The sequence below is a fragment of the Tenacibaculum aquaeponti genome, from assembly GCF_057221555.1.
Window position 1 is genome coordinate 3832965 of sequence record NZ_CM170147.1, and the last position, 23280, is coordinate 3856244.

Annotated in this window: 1 protein-coding gene (cut by a window edge); it reads left to right on the top strand. The window is 37.6% G+C overall.

Features of this window, described 5'->3' with window-relative positions; genetic code table 11:
* Positions 1 to 23280, top strand: the 5' portion of a protein-coding gene (locus AC2TEO_RS17470) for a T9SS type B sorting domain-containing protein (RefSeq protein ID WP_442266048.1). It continues 6219 nt past the right edge of the window; only the first 23280 of its 29499 coding nucleotides appear in the window; it begins with the start codon at positions 1 to 3; its stop codon lies beyond the right edge, outside the window.

Here is a 23280-nt window from a genome sequence, read left to right on the forward strand (position 1 = left end):
ATGAAAAAAAAGTTACTTTTTCTATTTATTGCTTTAACTTCAGTTCTAGGATTTTCACAAGATGATGGAAGTCAATCAGAAAAAGAAGCTAAAGTTCAAGTATTGCCAGAAAATATTGGGCAAATCTTAAATCAAGAAGCTACTCAGAAAAAAGGAATTTCTGAAACTCCGCCGAATAATTTAATGGCAAGAAGGAGACCTGATGTAGCCTTTGATGAAAGAAGATTACCACCTGGAGGTATTAATATTAGAGGTAATGTTACTTTTGTAGGTAACAATATTTTAAATAGAGATTTTAGAGAGTTTACTTTATACACTAGAAGTTCTACAATGTCTTGGTTTAGAGATCGATGTGGTAGATGGTATAGAGACTATACTTATACTCCCACAACACAGACTGTAGATGCTAATGAACCGCATCCAAATAATACTGTTGGAGACGATTTGTATGTTATAAATTCTATTAATGGTTGTAATAGAGCATTTTTTATTAATGTTAATGATGCACAGTTCAATAATGGTAATATTTATATGAATTATATAGATATTGATGATGATGAAGGAATCGCTGGAAATGGGGATACGTTTTCTTCGTCTAAATCAACATTAAATTTACCAAATTGTTCAAGAGTTGTACATGCAAGTTTATATTGGGCAGGTGTTTTTCCTTATGAATCTTGGGAAACTGAAAATTCTAGACCTGGAGACTACAGAAATATAAAATTTAAGTTACCTGGAGAACCTTATCAAGATATAACAAGTGATGAAGTTCTATATGATAGTGGTATAGCAACACAAAGACCTTATGTATGTTATAAAGATGTAACATCTATGGTACAAGGGTTATCTAATCCAAATGGAGATTATTATGCAGGAAATATTAGAGCAACAATTGGTCGCGATAGTAGAAATGGTTTAGGAGGTGCTGCAGGATGGGTAATGGTTGTTATTTATGAAAATGAAACTGACTCTAGTAAAAATATTTCAATCTTTGATGGTTTTGCTACCATAGATGGTACTAATAATGCTGATGTTAATTTTACAGGTTTTAATACAATTCCTTCTGGTCCAGTAAGAGCTCAATTTTTAACTGCTGCTTTAGAAGGAGATGGTTTTATTTTTAATGATAACTTTCAAATAAGAAATACATCTGGGAATTTTGTTAATGTTAGCACGCCTACAACAAATCCAGTTGATAACTTTTTTAATGGAAGTATCACACAATATGATGCACACACTACTTCAAGAAACCCTGATAGTGAAAACACTTTAGGATTTGATGTAGATTTATTTAATGTTGATAACCCATTAAATACAAATATAGCCAATAATCAAACTAGTTTAGATGCAAGATTTACAACTGGAGGAGATGTATATTGGCCATTTTTAAATGTATTTGCAATTGAAATTATTGAACCAGTTATTCAACTTGTAAAAACTGTTGATGATAATGCTGGTACAGATTTAGCCGGAGTAACTTTAGGGTTAGGAAGTGACTTGTGGTATAATGTTTCTTTTCAGAATACAGGAACAGATGATGCTACGAATACTGTAATTACAGATAGACTTCCTAGAAACGTAAATTTAGTTCCAGCAGATGTTATTACTCCTACGGGGGTAACATTAACAAATTATGTTCCACCTTCAGCAGGTAATGGTTTTAGAGGTGAATTAACATTTGAAGTTGATGATTCTTTAGTTGAAGAAGGTGGTGCTGTTCATAATATACGATTTCATGTTCAAGTTGTTTCAGATTGTAGCTTATTGACAGATGTATGTTCTAATGTTGTTGAAAATCAAGCGTTTGCAAGATATGATGGTGTTACGGGTGGAGTTTCGGTAAATGATGCTCCTAGTGTTTCAGGAATAGATGCATGTAATTTTGGAATTGTTGGATCAACAAATTTTTTAGTTGATATTTCAAGTTGTAATAATTTCTCTCAAAATGTTTCATTGTGTGGATCTTCGGTTGATTTAACTGCTGGTGCAGGTTTTGGTAATTATGAATGGAGAGATGGTTCTGGTAACATTATTGCTTCAGGAGATGAAGCTAGTACAAGAACTATAACGGTTACATCAACAGGAACTTATACAGTAACAAAGACAAATCCACCAGGAGCTCCTGCTGCTTGTGTGCCTTTTGACGAAACCTTTGTGGTAGGGCCTTTTGGTTCAGGAGTTAATCCTATTGCTGCTGTTGCTGATAGAGTTGTAACTTGTGTAAATGATCCTACTTTAGAGTTAGCAGAAATTTATTTATGTGGTAGTTCTGATTCTCGTTCAATTCCTACTGGAGTAGCAGCTCCTACTACCGTAAGATGGCAAGTTTTAAGTTCAGGAAGTACACCAACTCCAGATGTTACTTGTCCAGATGTAGGAGGAACTTGGGTAGATGTAGCAACAGATGTAAATAGTACAACACGAACTTTTTCTGATGCAGGTCAATATAGGTTAATTGTAGAAGAACCAGGAGGGTGTTTCGAACGTTATTATTTTAATGTTTTTAAAGGAACAGTTAACCCAACAATTGTTACTGAAGATATTATTTGTTCTACAAACGGTAGTATAACAATTAACAGCGTACCTGCAGGATATGAATATGCTATAGTACCAGCAGGTGATCCAGCACCAGCAGTTGGAGCTTATCAAGCATCAAATGTCTTTCCAATTTCTACAGCTGGAAATTACGATGTTTATATAAGAAATGTAGCTATTTCTTGTGTGTTTCCTTACCCTAATCAGTCTGTAGGAGAGGTAACTATGGATGTAGACGTAACAACTACTCCAATATTATGTGCTGGTGATTCTGGGGAAATTAATATTCAAATAAACGCTCCAACATCTGAACAATATGTATATAATATTACTAGCGGAGGATCGGTTGTAAGTACTTTTGGACCAACAACAGATCGTTCTAGAACTTTCCCAATTAGTGCATCAGGAACATACACAGTAGAAATAACATCAACTACAAGTAGTTGTACTTATACAGAAACTTTACCTGCAATAACAGTACCACCGGCGTTAAATATTAATGCTGTGAATACAAAAGATATAGATTGTTCTAATGGAATAATTACATTATCTGCTAATGGAGGTACTATAGGAGGCAGTGGTTATACTTATGCTTTATGGTCTTATACACCTGCTAGTACAGCAACAAAAACAGCAATAAGTTATGCTGATTTTAGTGCTATTCCAGCTACATATGACGCTACAACTTTTGAAGGTTTTACAACAAACACAACATATAACATCCCAAATGGAAGTGAAGGAACTTATGAATTTATTGTTGTAGATGACAATAACTGTACAGATATTTCTTCACCTGTAATTATAAGTTTAGAAGATGCTTTACAATTTTCTGAAAACCATACAGATACTACATGTTCAGGAAATATAGATGGAACGATTACAATTATCACAGATACGCCACCAGGTTCATTAGCATATTCTTTAGAATATAGTGATGATGGAGGAACAACATTTCAAGCTTCAAATTCATTTACAGCTTTGGCACCTGGTGATTATACAATTACTATAAGAGCAACAAAAGGAGCTTCAGTTTGTAGTTATACTGTTGGTCCAATCACTATTGCTAATCCTTCTTCACCATCTAGTTCTGCTACTTTAAATCCAGATGCAACTTGTACTCAACCGAACGGAGTAATTACATTTACAGATGCAACAGGAGGTTCAGGTACTGGTTACCAGTATAGTATAAATAATGGAACTACATGGCAAAGTTCAACAATATTTAATACTGTTGGTCCAGGTACCTACGATTTATTAGTAAGAGATTCAAATGGATGTACTTCTCAAGTGTTACCACAAATTGTTGTTGATCCTTTTCCAACAATTCCTAATATTCCAAGTGCTATAGATTATAATTGTGATGGAACAGCAACAGTAACTTTCAACCCACCTGCTACACCATCATTAACATATAGTTATAGTATGGATGGAGGTACACCTCAAACATCTAATGTATTTACAAACGTAAGTGCTGCCACTCATACATTTACAGTTACAGCTGATAGAGCATGTCCGAGAGATTTTATTGTTGATGTTCTACCAAATCAAGGGTTTTCAGGTAGTATTACTGGAAGTACAAATTCAGAATGTAATGCTTCTAATAATGGAACAATTACGATTCAAGCAAATAATTTTACAGGAGGAAGTTATGAATACTCTATAGATGGTGGAGGTAGTTGGTCTTCAACAGCTGATAATCCTTTCAGGATTGTTGGTGTTCCAGCAGGAAATCATAACGTTAGAATTAGAGAAGATTCAGGTTCAATAGTTTGTGAATTAGACTTAGGAAATGTAACGATAACAGAACCAGATCCTTTAAATGTAACAGGTTCAATAACAACGACTGCAAATTGTACAGGACCAAATTCTGCATCTATAACGGTTCAAGCTACAGGTGGTACAGCACCATATGAATATAGCATAGATGATGGAGCAACATGGCAATCATCTAATATATTTACAGGTTTATCATCAGGAACTTATACTATAAGTGTAAGAGATACCAATAATTGTACAGAATGTGGTTGTTCAACAGATCCTTTCATCAATGGAAGTTTTGAAACTGTACCTTCTGGTATAACAACTTTTAGAATTGTTGATGAAAATCAATTAGATGGTTGGGACAGTACGGCTAGCGACAATCAATTAGAAATTTGGAGAAGTGGGTTCAATGGAGTTCCTGCTTCTGATGGAAATTATTTTGCTGAATTAAATGCAAATTTACCATCAGCTTTATATCAAGAATTTTGTACAATACCTGGAGATGTAATTAATTGGTCTTTAGATCATAGAGGAAGAAGTGGTACAGATGTAGCAGAAGTAAGAATTGGAGGAAACTTAACTACTTCGAACTTTACACAAACAATGTCAGATGGTAATTCTTCATGGGGATCATACTCAGGTTCTTATACAGTTCCTGCGGGACAAACAACAACAGTGATTTCTTTTGTTGCAATCTCTACTGCATCTGGTAGTTTATCTGTAGGTAATTTTATAGATAATGTTAGAATGACAGTAAATGCTGTAGGTTGTGTTCCTTTTACTATTGATGTTCCAAATCCAGATCCAGTATTATTTACAGCTACACCAGTTACATGTTATGATGGAACTAATGGAGAGATTACATTAAATATTACTAGTGGAGAAGCACCATTTAGAGTACGTTTAAACGGAGGAACTTTTGAGAATGTAACAGGATCAAGTCATACTTTTACAGGATTAGGAGCCAATACATATAATATAGAAGTTGTTGATAATAAAGGTTGTACAAACTCAATTTCCACAACAATTCTACCACAGATTACAGTAACAGCTACTAGCACACCAGAGGATTGTAACTTAGGTACGATTACTTCAGTAGGTGCAGGGGGAACAGGAACAGGATATGTTTATGCCGTAGTTGCAGATGGAGTTACACCAGTTGCAGGCGATTTTTCATCAGGTAATGCTTCAGTTGATAGAGCAGCTGGAACTTATGATGTTTATGTAGAGGATAGTAACGGATGTCGTGGAGTTTTCCAAGATGTTGTAGTAGGAAGTGTTTTACCAGTAACAGCAAGTGTGTCAGATACTCAGCCAAGCTGTTCAACAGATACAGGAAGTTTAAGTATTACAGTATCTCAAGGAACTTCACCATATACAATTAATATAACAGGAGCTTCTACTATTACACGAACAGGAGTTGGAACTACATCAGAGAATTTCACAGGCTTAGGAGATGGTACCTATAATATAGAAGTTGTAGATTCAGAAGGATGTAATTTTACAACAACAGGAACAATTACAGTTCCAGTTGCTTTAAGCGGTGGCGGAGCAAGTGAGACAGATTTAAGTTGTACTCCAACAGGAGGAACGAACTTAGGAAGCATTAGTTTCACAGATCCAACAGGAGGAACAGGCTCATATGTTTATTTCTACAAATTAACAAGTAGTGCTACATTCTTAAGTAGTACAACTTCACCAGTTACAGGCTTATCATCAGGAACTTATGATGTTCTTATAGAGGATACTAATGGCTGTAGTGGATTTACAGGTACAGTTACAATTGATGATTTACCAGCAGTACCAACGTTAAGCGAAGCAGTTGTTTATAATTGTGATGGTACAGGTAATATTACTATTACACCTAGCCCAGTAGGAACATATACCTATACTTTATTAGATTCAACAGGAGCTACAGTTGCTACAAATGGTACAGGAGTTTTCAATGGTCAAGCTGTTGGAAGTTATACAGTTGAAGTAGCTTACGGAAGTGGCTGTAGTACAGATATAGGAGTAGTTATATTAGATAATCAAGAATTTACAGCGAGTGTTGTAGGTTCAGCAGTTTCATGTAATGGTGATACAGATGGAGATATAACAATTACAGCGACTAACTTTGGAGTTTCATTTGAGTACAATATTAATGGTTTAGGTTGGGTAACAGGAAATACAACAAGTCCATTAACAGTACCGACTACATTAGGAGCAGGAACCTACACAGTTGAAGTTCGTTCCTCTACAGTTTCATCAGGAGGTTCACAATGTGTTGTTACGGTAAACAATGTAAGTATCACCGAGCCAAGTGCTTTAACAGGCTTAACGGCTAATGTTTTAAAAGAGGTTACATGTGATCCAGCTACAGGAGCGACAATTGAAGGAGATGTAACGGGAGGTACTCCACCATATACCTATGATTACCAATTAAATGGAGCGGGAGCTTTCATTACAAGTTTAACCGACATTCCAGCAGGAACACATACAATTAGAGTAACAGATGATAATGGATGTACAGCTACAGCTAGTTTTACAATAAACAATTTTGATCCAGTACTATTTACAGCTACACCAGTTACATGTTATGATGGCACTAATGGATCGATTACATTAAATATTACTAGTGGAGAGGCACCATTTAGAGCAAGTATAGATGGGGGAGCCTTTGAGAATGTAACAGGTTCAAGTCATACTTTTACAGGATTAGGAGCCAATACATATAGTATAGAAGTTATTGATAATAAAGGTTGTACAGAAACAGTAAACACAACAATTCTACCACAAGTTACGGTAACAGCTACCAGTACACCAGAGGATTGTAACTTAGGTACGATTACTTCAGTAGGTGCAGGGGGAACAGGAACAGGATATGTTTATGCCGTAGTTGCAGATGGAGTTACACCAGTTGCAGGCGATTTTTCATCAGGTAATGCTTCAGTTGATAGAGCAGCTGGAACTTATGATGTTTATGTAGAGGATAGTAACGGATGTCGTGGAGTTTTCCAAGATGTTGTAGTAGGAAGTGTTTTACCAGTAACAGCAAGTGTGTCAGATACTCAGCCAAGCTGTTCAACAGATACGGGTAGTTTAAGTATTACAGTATCTCAAGGAACTCCACCATATACAATTAATATAACAGGAGCTTCTACTATTACACGAACAGGAGTTGGAACTACATCAGAGAATTTCACAGGCTTAGGAGATGGTACCTATAATATAGAAGTTGTAGATTCAGAAGGATGTAATTTTACAACAACAGGAACAATTACAGTTCCAGTTGCTTTAAGTGGTGGCGGAGCAAGTGAGACAGATTTAAGTTGTACACCAACAGGAGGAACGAACTTAGGAAGCATTAGTTTCACAGATCCAACAGGAGGAACAGGCTCATATGTTTATTTCTACAAATTAACAAGTAGTGCTACATTCTTAAGTAGTACAACTTCACCAGTTACAGGCTTATCATCAGGGACTTATGATGTTCTTATAGAGGATACTAATGGCTGTAGTGGATTTACAGGTACAGTTACAATTGATGATTTACCAGCAGTACCAACGTTAAGCGAAGCAGTTGTTTATAATTGTGATGGTACAGGTAATATTACTATTACACCTAGCCCAGTAGGAACATATACCTATACTTTATTAGATTCAACAGGAGCTACAGTTGCTACAAATGGTACAGGAGTTTTCAATGGTCAAGCTGTTGGAAGTTATACAGTTGAAGTAGCTTACGGAAGTGGCTGTAGTACAGATATAGGAGTAGTTATATTAGATAATCAAGAATTTACAGCGAGTGTTGTAGGTTCAGCAGTTTCATGTAATGGTGATACAGATGGAGATATAACAATTACAGCGACTAACTTTGGAGCTTCATTTGAGTACAATATTAATGGTTTAGGTTGGGTAACAGGAAATACAACAAGTCCATTAACAGTACCGACTACATTAGGAGCAGGAACCTACACAGTTGAAGTTCGTTCCTCTACAGTTTCATCAGGAGGTTCACAATGTGTTGTTACGGTAAACAATGTAAGTATCACCGAGCCAAGTGCTTTAACAGGTTTAACGGCTAATGTTTTAAAAGAGGTTACATGTGACCCAGCTACAGGAGCGACAATTGAAGGAGATGTAACGGGAGGTACTCCACCATATAGCTATGATTACCAATTAAATGGAGCGGGAGCTTTCATTACAAGTTTAACCGACATTCCAGCAGGAACACATACAATTAGAGTAACAGATGATAATGGATGTACAGCTACAGCTAGTTTTACAATAAACAATTTTGATCCAGTACTATTTACAGCTACACCAGTTACATGTTATGATGGCACTAATGGATCGATTACATTAAATATTACTAGTGGAGAGGCACCATTTAGAGCAAGTATAGATGGGGGAGCCTTTGAGAATGTAACAGGTTCAAGTCATACTTTTACAGGATTAGGAGCCAATACATATAGTATAGAAGTTATTGATAATAAAGGTTGTACAGAAACAGTAAGCACAACAATTCTACCACAAGTTACGGTAACAGCTACCAGTACACCAGAGGATTGTAACTTAGGTACGATTACTTCAGTAGGTGCAGGGGGAACAGGAACAGGATATGTTTATGCCGTAGTTGCAGATGGAGTTACACCAGTTGCAGGCGATTTTTCATCAGGTAATGCTTCAGTTGATAGAGCAGCTGGAACTTATGATGTTTATGTAGAGGATAGTAACGGATGTCGTGGAGTTTTCCAAGATGTTGTAGTAGGAAGTGTTTTACCAGTAACAGCAAGTGTGTCAGATACTCAGCCAAGCTGTTCAACAGATACGGGTAGTTTAAGTATTACAGTATCTCAAGGAACTCCACCATATACAATTAATATAACAGGAGCTTCTACTATTACACGAACAGGAGTTGGAACTACATCAGAGAATTTCACAGGCTTAGGAGATGGTACCTATAATATAGAAGTTGTAGATTCAGAAGGATGTAATTTTACAACAACAGGAACAATTACAGTTCCAGTTGCTTTAAGTGGTGGCGGAGCAAGTGAGACAGATTTAAGTTGTACTCCAACAGGAGGAACGAACTTAGGAAGCATTAGTTTCACAGATCCAACAGGAGGAACAGGCTCATATGTTTATTTCTACAAATTAACAAGTAGTGCTACATTCTTAAGTAGTACAACTTCACCAGTTACAGGCTTATCATCAGGAACTTATGATGTTCTTATAGAGGATACTAATGGCTGTAGTGGATTTACAGGTACAGTTACAATTGATGATTTACCAGCAGTACCAACGTTAAGCGAAGCAGTTGTTTATAATTGTGATGGTACAGGTAATATTACTATTACACCTAGCCCAGTAGGAACATATACCTATACTTTATTAGATTCAACAGGAGCTACAGTTGCTACAAATGGTACAGGAGTTTTCAATGGTCAAGCTGTTGGAAGTTATACAGTTGAAGTAGCTTACGGAAGTGGCTGTAGTACAGATATAGGAGTAGTTATATTAGATAATCAAGAATTTACAGCGAGTGTTGTAGGTTCAGCAGTTTCATGTAATGGTGATACAGATGGAGATATAACAATTACAGCGACTAACTTTGGAGCTTCATTTGAGTACAATATTAATGGTTTAGGTTGGGTAACAGGAAATACAACAAGTCCATTAACAGTACCGACTACATTAGGAGCAGGAACCTACACAGTTGAAGTTCGTTCCTCTACAGTTTCATCAGGAGGTTCACAATGTGTTGTTACGGTAAACAATGTAAGTATCACCGAGCCAAGTGCTTTAACAGGCTTAACGGCTAATGTTTTAAAAGAGGTTACATGTGATCCAGCTACAGGAGCGACAATTGAAGGAGATGTAACGGGAGGTACTCCACCATATACCTATGATTACCAATTAAATGGAGCGGGAGCTTTCATTACAAGTTTAACCGACATTCCAGCAGGAACACATACAATTAGAGTAACAGATGATAATGGATGTACAGCTACAGCTAGTTTTACAATAAACAATTTTGACCCAGTACTATTCACAGCTACACCAGTTACATGTTATGATGGCACTAATGGATCGATTACATTAAATATTACTAGTGGAGAGGCACCATTTAGAGCAAGTATAGATGGGGGAGCCTTTGAGAATGTAACAGGTTCAAGTCATACTTTTACAGGATTAGGAGCCAATACATATAGTATAGAAGTTATTGATAATAAAGGTTGTACAGAAACAGTAAGCACAACAATTTTACCACAAGTTACGGTAACAGCTACTAGTACACCAGAGGATTGTAACTTAGGTACGATTACTTCAGTAGGTGCAGGGGGAACAGGAACAGGATATGTTTATGCCGTAGTTGCAGATGGAGTTACACCAGTTGCAGGCGATTTTTCATCAGGTAATGCTTCAGTTGATAGAGCAGCTGGAACTTATGATGTTTATGTAGAGGATAGTAACGGATGTCGTGGAGTTTTCCAAGATGTTGTAGTAGGAAGTGTTTTACCAGTAACAGCAAGTGTGTCAGATACTCAGCCAAGCTGTTCAACAGATACAGGAAGTTTAAGTATTACAGTATCTCAAGGAACTCCACCATATACAATTAATATAACAGGAGCTTCTACTATTACACGAACAGGAGTTGGAACTACATCAGAGAATTTCACAGGCTTAGGAGATGGTACCTATAATATAGAAGTTGTAGATTCAGAAGGATGTAATTTTACAACAACAGGAACAATTACAGTTCCAGTTGCTTTAAGTGGTGGCGGAGCAAGTGAGACAGATTTAAGTTGTACTCCAACAGGAGGAACGAACTTAGGAAGCATTAGTTTCACAGATCCAACAGGAGGAACAGGCTCATATGTTTATTTCTACAAATTAACAAGTAGTGCTACATTCTTAAGTAGTACAACTTCACCAGTTACAGGCTTATCATCAGGAACTTATGATGTTCTTATAGAGGATACTAATGGCTGTAGTGGATTTACAGGTACAGTTACAATTGATGATTTACCAGCAGTCCCAACGTTAAGCGAAGCAGTTGTTTATAATTGTGATGGTACAGGTAATATTACTATTACACCTAGCCCAGTAGGAACATATACCTATACTTTATTAGATTCAACAGGAGCTACAGTTGCTACAAATGGTACAGGAGTTTTCAATGGTCAAGCTGTTGGAAGTTATACAGTTGAAGTAGCTTACGGAAGTGGCTGTAGTACAGATATAGGAGTAGTTATATTAGATAATCAAGAATTTACAGCGAGTGTTGTAGGTTCAGCAGTTTCATGTAATGGTGATACAGATGGAGATATAACAATTACAGCGACTAACTTTGGAGCTTCATTTGAGTACAATATTAATGGTTTAGGTTGGGTAACAGGAAATACAACAAGTCCATTAACAGTACCGACTACATTAGGAGCAGGAACCTACACAGTTGAAGTTCGTTCCTCTACAGTTTCATCAGGAGGTTCACAATGTGTTGTTACGGTAAACAATGTAAGTATCACCGAGCCAAGTGCTTTAACAGGTTTAACGGCTAATGTTTTAAAAGAGGTTACATGTGATCCAGCTACAGGAGCGACAATTGAAGGAGATGTAACGGGAGGTACTCCACCATATACCTATGATTACCAATTAAATGGAGCGGGAGCTTTCATTACAAGTTTAACCGACATTCCAGCAGGAACACATACAATTAGAGTAACAGATGATAATGGATGTACAGCTACAGCTAGTTTTACAATAAACAATTTTGATCCAGTACTATTCACAGCTACACCAGTTACATGTTATGATGGCACTAATGGATCGATTACATTAAATATTACTAGTGGAGAGGCACCATTTAGAGCAAGTATAGATGGCGGAGCCTTTGAGAATGTAACAGGTTCAAGTCATACTTTTACAGGATTAGGAGCCAATACATATAGTATAGAAGTTATTGATAATAAAGGTTGTACAGAAACAGTAAGCACAACAATTTTACCACAAGTTACGGTAACAGCTACTAGTACACCAGAGGATTGTAACTTAGGTACGATTACTTCAGTAGGTGCAGGGGGAACAGGAACAGGATATGTTTATGCCGTAGTTGCAGATGGAGTTACACCAGTTGCAGGCGATTTTTCATCAGGTAATGCTTCAGTTGATAGAGCAGCTGGAACTTATGATGTTTATGTAGAGGATAGTAACGGATGTCGTGGAGTTTTCCAAGATGTTGTAGTAGGAAGTGTTTTACCAGTAACAGCAAGTGTGTCAGATACTCAGCCAAGCTGTTCAACAGATACAGGAAGTTTAAGTATTACAGTATCTCAAGGAACTCCACCATATACAATTAATATAACAGGAGCTTCTACTATTACACGAACAGGAGTTGGAACTACATCAGAGAATTTCACAGGCTTAGGAGATGGTACCTATAATATAGAAGTTGTAGATTCAGAAGGATGTAATTTTACAACAACAGGAACAATTACAGTTCCAGTTGCTTTAAGTGGTGGCGGAGCAAGTGAGACAGATTTAAGTTGTACTCCAACAGGAGGAACGAACTTAGGAAGCATTAGTTTCACAGATCCAACAGGAGGAACAGGCTCATATGTTTATTTCTACAAATTAACAAGTAGTGCTACATTCTTAAGTAGTACAACTTCACCAGTTACAGGCTTATCATCAGGAACTTATGATGTTCTTATAGAGGATACTAATGGCTGTAGTGGATTTACAGGTACAGTTACAATTGATGATTTACCAGCAGTCCCAACGTTAAGCGAAGCAGTTGTTTATAATTGTGATGGTACAGGTAATATTACTATTACACCTAGCCCAGTAGGAACATATACCTATACTTTATTAGATTCAACAGGAGCTACAGTTGCTACAAATGGTACAGGAGTTTTCAATGGTCAAGCTGTTGGAAGTTATACAGTTGAAGTAGCTTACGGAAGTGGCTGTAGTACAGATATAGGAGTAGTTATATTAGATAATCAAGAATTTACAGCGAGTGTTGTAGGTTCAGCAGTTTCATGTAATGGTGATACAGATGGAGATATAACAATTACAGCGACTAACTTTGGAGCTTCATTTGAGTACAATATTAATGGTTTAGGTTGGGTAACAGGAAATACAACAAGTCCATTAACAGTACCGACTACATTAGGAGCAGGAACCTACACAGTTGAAGTTCGTTCCTCTACAGTTTCATCAGGAGGTTCACAATGTGTTGTTACGGTAAACAATGTAAGTATCACCGAGCCAAGTGCTTTAACAGGCTTAACGGCTAATGTTTTAAAAGAGGTTACATGTGATCCAGCTACAGGAGCGACAATTGAAGGAGATGTAACGGGAGGTACTCCACCATATACCTATGATTACCAATTAAATGGAGCGGGAGCTTTCATTACAAGTTTAACCGACATTCCAGCAGGAACACATACAATTAGAGTAACAGATGATAATGGATGTACAGCTACAGCTAGTTTTACAATAAACAATTTTGACCCAGTACTATTCACAGCTACACCAGTTACATGTTATGATGGCACTAATGGATCGATTACATTAAATATTACTAGTGGAGAGGCACCATTTAGAGCAAGTATAGATGGGGGAGCCTTTGAGAATGTGACAGGTTCAAGTCATACTTTTACAGGATTAGGAGCCAATACATATAGTATAGAAGTTATTGATAATAAAGGTTGTACAGAAACAGTAAGCACAACAATTTTACCACAATTGGTAGCGGGTGTTACTGTTGTAGATGCAAGCTGTAATGCAGGTTCTATCACTATTAATCCTTCAGGTGGATCTGGTGGGTATACTTTTTCTGTAGAAGTCGACGCTGCAACCCCAGCAGGTGCTCCTTCTGGAAGTTTTTCAGGAACTAATCCAATATCAGCAGGTGCAGGTACTTATGATGTATTTGTAAGGGATAGTAATGGTTGTACAATTGTTATTGAAGATGTAATAGTAGGTAATGTTCCACCAGTAGGATTATCATTAACAGGAGTTCAACCTTTATGTAATGGAGATGAAGGAAGTATTGATGTAACAATTTCTAATGGTAGAATTCCTCATACAATAACAATTGAAGATTCAGTTGGAACAGTTTTACAAACAATAAATAATTTTACAGGGACTGTTTTATCATTCCCTAATCTATCTGCTGATACTTATACAGTGAGAATAACAGATGGTTTAACATGTAATGATTCTGACTCTGTAACATTAGTTAATCCCAATCCATTAGTTTTAGATATTGAACCAGTTCCACCACCAAATTGTGGAGTTTCAGAACCTTTATTAACTGGTTTTAACTTTATAAATGTTAGTCCTACAGATTTTCCTGGAGATATTTTAGAGTATACAGTAGATAATGGAACGACTTGGTTAGCATTTACTGATGGTCAAATTAGAGGATATGACCCTGATGATGTTGTTTATCCGGGGTTAAGAATTAGAGATGGAGTAACAGGTGTCGTTAAATGTATAGAACTTAACGGACAATTTATTATACCATTTAATGTTAGTGGTATTGTAGTAGATGTAACACCAACAGGAGATTGTGCAACAGGTTATATAGTTACTGTAGTTGCTCAAGGAGGAGTTGGACCATTTGAGTTTTCTATTAACTCATCAACAGGACCTTGGTTACCAGCAATTCAAGCTGGACCAGTAGATCTTGATCCAACCAATCCAAATTCAGATTTTAGAAGACACATTTTCTCAGATATAATACCAGGTTTAGATTATCAATTTTATGTAAGAGATACAACAACTGGATGTATAGAAACAAATGATCCGGATACGCCTTTAGTTTTCCCAGATTCTACATTTGACGTAAGTATTACAGGAGTAGTAAATAGTCAATCTTGTTCAGGTGCATCTAATGATGGAGCAATAACTTTTACTATTGATGACATTGACGGAGTTTTAGCAGGAAATAATATAGCTTGGGAATTATATGACGGAAATACTAATGCCCCATTAACAACACCAATAACAGGTACAATAGCAGATACAGAAACATATCCTTTCAATTTACCTGTTACAGGTTTAGATCCTGGTTTATATTATTTAATAATTGAAAGAGATCCAGCAACACCTACTACATGTAGTTGGGGAAGTCTAGATTTCGAAGTTCTTGAATCAGTAGCAATTACAGGAGTTTTAAATCCGATAAGAGATATTACTTGTAATGCAAATGGTGTAATAAGAGTTGAAAGTGTTGCAGGAGGTACACCTCCTTATACATATTCTTTAGTTAGTGCAACTAATTTTACAGTAGCTAGTGCTATAGTTAATGGTAACGAAATTGAGTTCCCATATTCTGCTGTCGGTACTATAACTTCAGATGTTACTAATATTTTTATTAGAATTACTGATAGTAATGGTAATGTTTGTACAACAGACTTAGGTCCAGAAACATTAATTGTTAGTCAGATACCTACATTTTCAGTTGCAAAGAATGATAATGCTTGTACAGCAGATTTAGGTGAAGTAACAGTAACAGTAACAGGAGCCACTACAGGAAATTATACAGCCACATTAACAGGTGCTCTTGGATCAAGTTTCACTTTAACAGGATCAGGACCTTTTAACTTCACAGGTTTAGTAGCAGATACATATACAGTAGCTTTTGAAGATACAAATGGATGTTCACCAGCAACGCAAAATATTACAATTAACCCAGATTTAGACTTTGATATTACTCCAGTAAGCATTTTAACTTGTGCTGTAGGAGCAGAATACAGTATTGAGGTTAGTTCAGGAACAGGAAGCTACAGTTATGTAGTTGAAGATCCAAGTTCAACAAGTGTTGCTACTGGCACAATAGTAGTAGGAACAGGAGTAAGCAGTAACTTTACTTTACCATTAGGTACAGCATTAGGAACGTATACTGTTAGAGTTACCGATACAGGTTCAGGTAGTTGTGTTGTAAGCAAGACCTTTGAAGTAGTTGCACCAGTTGATCCAGCATTTACAGTAAATGCTATCGATGCTACATGTAACGGAAGTGCTACAGGACGTATTGAAGTAACAGTAACAGCAGGCTTAACTCCATTCACATACAGTTTAGTTCAAACATCAGGATCAGGCTTAGGAGCAGGAGAAGGGGATTATGATCCGGTAAGTGGCGCTTTTACTAATGTCCCAGCAGGAACATATACAGTAACTTTAACTGGAGCAAATGGATGTTCAACAGATGTTACCGGAGTTATAGTAGATGACAATCCATTATTAACGGTTGTAGCACCAAGTGCAGTTCAATTTGGATGTAGTACAGGTAACACCGTTGACAATGCTACATTAAGTATCGATACTGCATCAGGTTCAGGAATTTCAGGAGGAAGCACAGTGTATAACACCGTTGAGTTATACTTAGATGTTGCCCCATTTGGAGATTTTGATACAAGTTTAGATACAGAGATTACAGCTGTAACAGTTGCAGGAAGTGTTAACACATACAGTATCTCAGATACATCAGGAGGGAATTTCTATGTGCGTGTTGTAGATAGCGAAGGGTGTGAGAGTTTCTCAGCAATAACTACAATCAATGCATTTGATGAATTACAAGATATCATCCCGAGTCAGAATGATGCGATTAGTTGTGTTAATGGTGGAGAATTAATAGATATAATCTTTAATTCAAGTTTAACAGTAACAGGAGCTACGGTTGTTATTTCAGATAATACAGGCGCTACAGTTGAGACGATCAATAATGTTGATAGTGGAGTAAGTGTAACAAATACTACACGATTAGCAGCAGGAGTTTACACAGTAACAGTTACTCATCCAGTAACAGGTTGTGAGTTAAGTTCGAGTTATGAAGTTGTTGATGTACCAAATCACTTAATCAATGTAACTCAAACGGCACCAGTTGTTTGTTTCGGCTCAAGTACCGCAGCAGTAGAGATTATCTTTGATAGTAGTACCCCATATACAGGCGGATATACTTATACAGTATTTGATGCAGGTACAGGAACAGCTACTGCTATCACAGGAAGTGGAACAGGAAATGTAGTAGAATCGATTACAGGTTTAGCCGCAGGCGATTACTTTGTTAGAGTAGCTATGACAGCGTTCCCAGACTGTACAAGAGATACAGCTACGTTTACCATATCAGGTCCAACAGGAGCTATTAGTTATACAGCGGTTCCAACAGGAATTACCTGTACAGGCGATAGTGATGGAAGTATCCGTGTAGACGCAGTTACAGGCGGATGGGGCGGTTATGAATACCAATTAGCTCCAGACACAGGTTCAGCTACCCCAGGAGGAACAGCAGCAGTTGCTTACAGTGGAAATAACTTATTTGAGAATTTATTACCAGGAGATTATATCGTAACTGTACGAGATACCAATGGATGTGAGGTTGCACAGAATGTTAATGTATCAGATGTTACTCAGGTTAACTTTAGTGTTACCAAGAATGACAATGCATGTAGTACAGATGGAGGAGAGATTACAGTTACTATTGCAGATGGAAGTTCACCATACACAGCAACGTTAAGTGGTGCATTAGGATCAAGCTTTACTTTAACAGGAGCGAGTCCATTAGTATTTAGTGGTTTAGTAGCAGATGATTATACGGTTTCAGTAGTTGACAGTAATAACTGTCCAGCAGCAGGAGCACAGAATATTACAATTAATCCAGATTTAGACTTTGATGTTACTCCAGTAAGCATTTTAAGTTGTGTTGGAGGTCCAGAATACAGTATTGAGGTTAATTCAGGAACAGGAAGCTACAGTTATGTAGTTGAAGATCCAAGTTCAACAAGTGTTGCTACTGGCACAATAGCAGTAGGAACAGGAGTAAGCAGTAACTTTACTTTACCATTAGGTACAGCATTAGGAACTTATACTGTTAGAGTTACCGATACAGGTTCAGGTAGTTGTGTTGTAAGCAAGACCTTTGAAGTAGTTGCACCAGTTGATCCAGTATTTACAGTAAATGCTATCGATGCTACATGTAACGGAAGTGCTACAGGACGTATTGAAGTAACAGTAACAGCAGGCTTAACTCCATTCACATACAGTTTAGTTCAAACATCAGGATCAGGCTTAGGAGCAGGAGAAGGGGATTATGATCCGGTAAGTGGCGCTTTTACTAATGTCCCAGCAGGAACATATACAGTAACTTTAACTGGAGCAAATGGATGTTCAACAGATGTTACCGGAGTTATAGTAGATGACAATCCATTATTAACGGTTGTAGCACCAAGTGCAGTTCAATTTGGATGTAGTACAGGTAACACTGTTGATAATGCTACATTAAGTATCGATACTGCATCAGGCTCAGGAATTTCAGGAGGAAGCACAGTGTATAACACCGTTGAGTTATACTTAGATGTTGCCCCATTTGGAGATTTTGATACAAGTTTAGATACAGAGATTACAGCTGTAACAGTAACAGGAACAGTAAAAACTTTCAGTATATCTGATACTGCAGGAGGTAACTATTACATTAGGGTATTAGATAGTGAAGGGTGTGAGAGTTTCTCAGCAATGACTACAATCAATGCATTTGATGAATTACAAGATATCATCCCGAGTCAGAATGATGCGATTAGTTGTGTTAATGGTGGAGAATTAATAGATATAATCTTTAATTCAAGTTTAACAGTAACAGGAGCTACGGTTGTTATTTCAGATAATACAGGCGCTACAGTTGAGACGATCAATAATGTTGATAGTGGAGTAAGTGTAACAAATACTACACGATTAGCAGCAGGAGTTTACACAGTAACAGTTACTCATCCAGTAACAGGCTGTGAGTTAAGTTCGAGTTATGAAGTTGTTGATGTACCAAATCACTTAATCAATGTAACTCAAACGGCACCAGTTGTTTGTTTCGGCTCAAGTACCGCAGCAGTAGAGATTATCTTTGATAGTAGTACCCCATATACAGGCGGATATACTTATACAGTATTTGATGCAGGTACAGGAACAGCTACTGCTATCACAGGAAGTGGAACAGGAAATGTAGTAGAATCGATTACAGGTTTAGCCGCAGGCGATTACTTTGTTAGAGTAGCTATGACAGCGTTCCCAGACTGTACAAGAGATACAGCTACGTTTACCATATCAGGTCCAACAGGAGCTATTAGTTATACAGCGGTTCCAACAGGAATTACCTGTACAGGCGATAGTGATGGAAGTATCCGTGTAGACGCAGTTACAGGCGGATGGGGCGGTTATGAATACCAATTAGCTCCAGACACAGGTTCAGCTACCCCAGGAGGAACAGCAGCAGTTGCTTACAGTGGAAATAACTTATTTGAGAATTTATTACCAGGAGATTATATCGTAACTGTACGAGATACCAATGGATGTGAGGTTGCACAGAATGTTAATGTATCAGATGTTACTCAGGTTAACTTTAGTGTTACCAAGAATGACAATGCATGTAGTACAGATGGAGGAGAGATTACAGTTACTATTGCAGATGGAAGTTCACCATACACAGCAACGTTAAGTGGAGCATTAGGATCAAGCTTTACTTTAACAGGAGCGAGTCCATTAGTATTTAGTGGTTTAGTAGCAGATGATTATACGGTTTCAGTAGTTGACAGTAATAACTGTCCAGCAGCAGGAGCACAGAATATTACAATTAACCCAGATTTAGACTTTGATGTTACTCCAGTAAGCATTTTAAGTTGTGTTGGAGGTCCAGAATACAGTATTGAGGTTAATTCAGGAACAGGAAGCTACAGTTATGTAGTTGAAGATCCAAGTTCAACAAGTGTTGCTACTGGCACAATAGCAGTAGGAACAGGAGTAAGCAGTAACTTTAATTTACCATTAGGTACAGCATTAGGAACGTATACTGTTAGAGTTACCGATACAGGTTCAGGCAGTTGTGTTGTAAGCAAGACCTTTGAAGTAGTTGCACCAGTTGATCCAGCATTTACAGTAAATGCTATCGATGCTACATGTAACGGAAGTGCTACAGGACGTATTGAAGTAACAGTAACAGCAGGCTTAACTCCATTCACATACAGTTTAGTTCAAACATCAGGATCAGGCTTAGGAGCAGGAGAAGGGGATTATGATCCGGTAAGTGGCGCTTTTACTAATGTCCCAGCAGGAACATATACAGTAACTTTAACTGGAGCAAATGGATGTTCAACAGATGTTACCGGAGTTATAGTAGATGACAATCCATTATTAACGGTTGTAGCACCAAGTGCAGTTCAATTTGGATGTAGTACAGGTAACACCGTTGACAATGCTACATTAAGTATCGATACTGCATCAGGTTCAGGAATTTCAGGAGGAAGCACAGTGTATAACACCGTTGAGTTATACTTAGATGTTGCCCCATTTGGAGATTTTGATACAAGTTTAGATACAGAGATTACAGCTGTAACAGTTGCAGGAAGTGTTAACACATACAGTATCTCAGATACATCAGGAGGGAATTTCTATGTGCGTGTTGTAGATAGTGAAGGGTGTGAGAGTTTCTCAGCAATGACTACAATCAATGCATTTGATGAATTACAAGATATCATCCCGAGTCAGAATGATGCGATTAGTTGTGTTAATGGTGGAGAATTAATAGATATAATCTTTAATTCAAGTTTAACAGTAACAGGAGCTACGGTTGTTATTTCAGATAATACAGGCGCTACAGTTGAGACGATCAATAATGTTGATAGTGGAGTAAGTGTAACAAATACTACACGATTAGCAGCAGGAGTTTACACAGTAACAGTTACTCATCCAGTAACAGGCTGTGAGTTAAGTTCGAGTTATGAAGTTGTTGATGTACCAAATCACTTAATCAATGTAACTCAAACGGCACCAGTTGTTTGTTTCGGCTCAAGTACCGCAGCAGTAGAGATTATCTTTGATAGTAGTACCCCATATACAGGCGGATATACTTATACAGTATTTGATGCAGGTACAGGAACAGCTACTGCTATCACAGGAAGTGGAACAGGAAATGTAGTAGAATCGATTACAGGTTTAGCCGCAGGCGATTACTTTGTTAGAGTAGCTATGACAGCGTTCCCAGACTGTACAAGAGATACAGCTACGTTTACCATATCAGGTCCAACAGGAGCTATTAGTTATACAGCGGTTCCAACAGGAATTACCTGTACAGGCGATAGTGATGGAAGTATCCGTGTAGACGCAGTTACAGGCGGATGGGGCGGTTATGAATACCAATTAGCTCCAGACACAGGTTCAGCTACCCCAGGAGGAACAGCAGCAGTTGCTTACAGTGGAAATAACTTATTTGAGAATTTATTACCAGGAGATTATATCGTAACTGTACGAGATACCAATGGATGTGAGGTTGCACAGAATGTTAATGTATCAGATGTTACTCAGGTTAACTTTAGTGTTACCAAGAATGACAATGCATGTAGTACAGATGGAGGAGAGATTACAGTTACTATTGCAGATGGAAGTTCACCATACACAGCAACGTTAAGTGGAGCATTAGGATCAAGCTTTACTTTAACAGGAGCGAGTCCATTAGTATTTAGTGGTTTAGTAGCAGATGATTATACGGTTTCAGTAGTTGACAGTAATAACTGTCCAGCAGCAGGAGCACAGAATATTACAATTAATCCAGATTTAGACTTTGATGTTACTCCAGTAAGCATTTTAAGTTGTGTTGGAGGTCCAGAATACAGTATTGAGGTTAATTCAGGAACAGGAAGCTACAGTTATGTAGTTGAAGATCCAAGTTCAACAAGTGTTGCTACTGGCACAATAGCAGTAGGAACAGGAGTAAGCAGTAACTTTACTTTACCATTAGGTACAGCATTAGGAACTTATACTGTTAGAGTTACCGATACAGGTTCAGGCAGTTGTGTTGTAAGCAAGACCTTTGAAGTAGTTGCACCGGTTGATCCAGCATTTACAGTAAATGCTATCGATGCTACATGTAACGGAAGTGCTACAGGGCGTATTGAAGTAACAGTAACAGCAGGCTTAACTCCATTCACATACAGTTTAGTTCAAACATCAGGATCAGGCTTAGGAGCAGGAGAAGGGGATTATGATCCGGTAAGTGGCGCTTTTACTAATGTCCCAGCAGGAACATATACAGTAACTTTAACTGGAGCAAATGGATGTTCAACAGATGTTACCGGAGTTATAGTAGATGACAATCCATTATTAACGGTTGTAGCACCAAGTGCAGTTCAATTTGGATGTAGTACAGGTAACACCGTTGACAATGCTACATTAAGTATCGATACTGCATCAGGTTCAGGAATTTCAGGAGGAAGCACAGTGTATAACACCGTTGAGTTATACTTAGATGTTGCCCCATTTGGAGATTTTGATACAAGTTTAGATACAGAGATTACAGCTGTAACAGTTGCAGGAAGTGTTAACACATACAGTATCTCAGATACATCAGGAGGGAATTTCTATGTGCGTGTTGTAGATAGCGAAGGGTGTGAGAGTTTCTCAGCAATAACTACAATCAATGCATTTGATGAATTACAAGATATCATCCCGAGTCAGAATGATGCGATTAGTTGTGTTAATGGTGGAGAATTAATAGATATAATCTTTAATTCAAGTTTAACAGTAACAGGAGCTACGGTTGTTATTTCAGATAATACAGGCGCTACAGTTGAGACGATCAATAATGTTGATAGTGGAGTAAGTGTAACAAATACTACACGATTAGCAGCAGGAGTTTACACAGTAACAGTTACTCATCCAGTAACAGGCTGTGAGTTAAGTTCGAGTTATGAAGTTGTTGATGTACCAAATCACTTAATCAATGTAACTCAAACGGCACCAGTTGTTTGTTTCGGCTCAAGTACCGCAGCAGTAGAGATTATCTTTGATAGTAGTACCCCATATACAGGCGGATATACTTATACAGTATTTGATGCAGGTACAGGAACAGCTACTGCTATCACAGGAAGTGGAACAGGAAATGTAGTAGAATCGATTACAGGTTTAGCCGCAGGCGATTACTTTGTTAGAGTAGCTATGACAGCGTTC